3 protein-coding genes are annotated in these 3,516 nt (G+C 71.8%); all 3 read left to right on the top strand.

What is annotated here, in order from left to right:
- Positions 1 to 844, top strand: an 844-nt coding sequence (locus ON21_RS30600; RefSeq protein WP_039803761.1) for a cytochrome P450, incomplete at its 5' end; no start/stop codon positions are given.
- On the top strand, positions 841 to 2,064 hold the full coding sequence (locus ON21_RS30605) for a cytochrome P450 (protein ID WP_039803763.1): 1,224 nt from the start codon (positions 841 to 843) through the stop codon (positions 2,062 to 2,064). The genes ON21_RS30600 and ON21_RS30605, both read left to right, overlap by 4 nt.
- Positions 2,061 to 3,461: an NAD(P)/FAD-dependent oxidoreductase gene (locus ON21_RS30610; protein WP_157171035.1), complete on the top strand. Its 1,401-nt coding sequence runs from the start codon at positions 2,061 to 2,063 to the stop codon at positions 3,459 to 3,461. Before ON21_RS30605 ends, ON21_RS30610 begins: the two co-directional genes overlap by 4 nt.
- Positions 3,462 to 3,516: the final 55 nt, after the last annotated feature.

The raw sequence follows: 3,516 nt of genomic DNA on the forward strand, positions 1-3,516 counted from the left end.
CGCCGAGCGCGACATCGACCTGCTGGAGGCATTGGCCTATCCACTGCCGCTGACCATGGTGTGCGAACTGCTCGGCGTGCCGCCCGAGGCGCACGGGCACGTGCGCGCGATCTCCGCGAGCATCGCGCGCGGGCTCGACCCCGACGTGCTGCTGTCGGAACAGGAGCTGGACGCGCGCACCGCCGCCGTGCACGCCTTCGGCGAATTCTTCGGCGACCTGGTCGAACAGCGCCGCCGCGCCCCGCGCGCCGACTTGATCACCGCGCTGGTGCAGGCCGACGACGCGGGCGCCCGGCTGACGCGCACCGAATTGCTCGGCACGCTGCTGATCCTCGTCGTCGCCGGGCACGAGACCACAGTCAACCTGATCGGCAACGGCGTGCTGGCCTTCATCCGCAACCCGGAGCAGTTCGAGCGGTTGCGCGGCTTCCCCGAGTTGTCCGAGCCCGCCGTGGACGAGGTGTTGCGCTACGACGCCCCGGTGCATCTGACCACACGCACCGCGCACGACGAGATAACCGTGTCGGGAAAGACTTTCGCGCCGGGCGAGGCGGTGATCGTGCTGCTGGCGTCGGCCAACCGCGATCCGGCGGCGTTCCCGCGGGCCGGCGAGTTCGACATCGCTCGCTATGCGCGTGGCCGAAAGGCCGAACGGCACTTGTCCTTCGGTCTCGGCCTGCACTACTGCCTGGGCGCGCCGCTGGCCCGGCTGGAGATGGGCGTGGTGCTGCGGGCGATCGCGGCCCGGGTGGCGTCGCTGTCCCTGCTCGAGGAGCCGCTGTACCGGCCGAACGTGGTCGTGCGCGGCATGTCGCAATTGCGTGTCCGGATGGAGGCCCGATGAACACCGCTACGCCCGCCGATGTGACCTTCGATGCTTTCGATCCGAGCGAGCGCGCCGACCCGTATCCGGCCTACCGGCGGGTGCGGGACGCGGCGGCGCTGTTCCCGTACGCGTTCGGCGACGTGCCGGTCACGTTGGTCACCCGCTACGAGGAGTGCGCCGCGATCCTCACCGGCGCCGACTGGGGGCACGGCTACGGGGCGGGCATCAGTCCGTTCCGGGACACCACGGCGGCGATTCCCGGTTCCTTCGTCCGCATGGATCCACCCGAGCACGGCCGCTACCGCAAGCTGGTCGCGAAGGCGTTCACCCCGCGGCTGATGGCCGAGATGGTTCCGGTCGCGGGGCAGGTCGTGCGGGAGATCGTGGACGCGGCCCTCGCCCGCGGCGAGCTCGACGTGCTCGACGGCTTGGCGGTGCCGCTGGCGGTGGCGATGGTGCCGGTCCGGCTGCTGGGCGCCGACCCGGCCGACGGCCCGAAGTTCCGGGAGTGGCAGCTGGCCATCGCGCGGGGCAGTGACCCCGACTCGCTGCTCGGGCCGCAGGATGTCGCGGCCCGCACCGCGGCGGCGGTCGAGTGCATGGGCTACTTCGCCCGGCTGGTCCAGCGGAAGAAGGAGAATCCGACGCCGGATCTGTTGAGCGCGCTGGTGGCCGCGAGCGCGGACAGCGACCGGCTCACCGAGCCGGAGGTGATCGGCATGGCCCTGCTCACCCTGGTGGCGGGGATGGAGACCTCGATCAATCTCATCGGCAACGGAATGCTCGCGCTACTGCGCAACCCGGACCAGCTCGCCCTGCTGCGGGACCAGTCCGAACTGATCGTGCCCGCGCTGGACGAGATGCTCCGCTACGACGCGCCCACCCAATTCACCATTCGCGTCGCGCTGGCCGACACCGTGGTCGGCGAACACCGGTTCCGCCGGGGCGACGGAGTCGTGGTGCTCACGGCCTCGGCCGGCCGGGACGACCGGGTGTATCCGGACGCCGACCGCTTCGACGTCACCCGCTACGCCGGAAACCACCCCGCGCGCAAGCATCTCGGCTTCAGCCTCGGCATCCACTACTGCGTGGGCGCACCGCTGGCGCGAATCGAGGCCGAGGCCGCGATCGGCGCGCTGCTCGCCAGGGCGCCGAAGCTCGCGCCCGCGACCGACGCGATCGAGTACCGGCCGAGCTTGATCCACCGCGGCATCGTGTCGCTGCCGGTGACGTTGTGAACGGGACACGGCACGCGGTGGTGCTCGGTGCGGGCGTCGCCGGGCTGCTGGCGGCACGAGTCCTGGCCGAGCACTTCGCGCGGGTCACGGTGTTCGAGCGGGACGGCTTCGACGCCGAGGGCATGCGCAAAGGCGTTCCGCAGGCGCGGCACCTGCACGGCCTGCTGGATCGCGGCCGCACCATCATCGAGGAATTGTTGCCCGGATTCACCGACGAGATGACCGCCCGCGGCGCGACCGAGGTCGAGGCCCTGGTCGGAACCAGGTGGTATGTGGGCGGGCTGCGGGCCGCCCCGGCCGCGACCGGGCTCACGTCGCTGATCGCGACCCGGCCGCTGTTGGAGTCCGTTTTGCGGCAGCGTATTTCGGAGCTGCCCCGGGTGCGGCTCGTGGCGGGAACCGCGCGCGGCCTGATCGGTGACCGGCACGGCGTGCGCGCGGTGTCGGTGTCCGGTGACTCCGGTGTCGAGACGCACGCGACCGACCTCGTGGTCGACGCGACCGGACGCGGATCGCGGGCGTCGGTGTGGCTCACCGCGCTCGGCGCCGAGCCACCCCGGGAACAGCGGCTGGAGGTGGATCTGGGTTACGCCTCGCGGTTCTACCGCCGCATCGAAGGCCAGCTCGACGGGCACGCGTCGGTGATCATCTCCACCGGGGCGAACGGCCGCGGCGGCGGCGCGGTGCGGGTGGAGAACGATCGCTGGCACGTGACGCTGGCCGGAATACTCGGTGACCATCCGCCTACCGATTCCGACGGGTTCACCCGTTTCGCCGCCTCGCTCGCCGCGCCGGACATCCTCGATCTGATCACCCGGTCCGAACCGCTCGGCGACGCGGTGCCGCATCGCTTCCGCGCTCCGGTACGCAGGGCCTACCGGCACCGTGCCGAGGCGCCACCGGGCTTCCTGCTGCTCGGCGACGCGCTGTGCAGTTTCAACCCGCTCTACGCCCAGGGCATGGCGGTCGCCGCCCAGCAGGCGCTGGCGTTACGCGCCTGTCTGCGTGCCTGCGGACCGACGCCGGATCTTCCCGCGCGGTTCTACGCGGCGGCGGACAAGGCGCTCGACGTCGCCTGGCAGCTGTCGGCCGGCGCGGATCTGGCGCATCCGGATGTGGTGGGGCCGCGCACGGTGCGCACGCGGCTCACCAACGCGTATGTGGCCCGCGTGCATCGCGCCGCGCACGTCGACCCGCAGGTGTCCCGGACCTTCCTGCGGGTGGCGAACCTGGTCGAACCGCCCGCGGCGCTGCTGCACCCAGCGGTGGCGGGACGAGTACTGCTGCGCGGCCGCACCCACGCGGCCGCACCGAACATCCGTCCCACCGGTCCCGGACCCCTTCGCGGATCGGGTCCGTCGCCGGACCCGCGACCGTCCATCCCTTCCGATCGCTGACCCATCTCGACTACCGGCAGCATCGACCGGCGTCGATGCTCCGCACAGGAGGAAT

The sequence above is a fragment of the Nocardia araoensis NBRC 100135 genome (genome assembly GCF_000308435.1).
In the GTDB taxonomy this organism is placed as follows: Bacteria; Actinomycetota; Actinomycetes; order Mycobacteriales; family Mycobacteriaceae; genus Nocardia; species Nocardia araoensis.

Excerpts from the sequence above, each read along its gene's own strand:
- ON21_RS30605 (WP_039803763.1), top strand. The coding sequence starts at position 841 with ATGAACACCGCTACGCCCGCCGATGTGACCTTCGATGCTTTCGATCCG.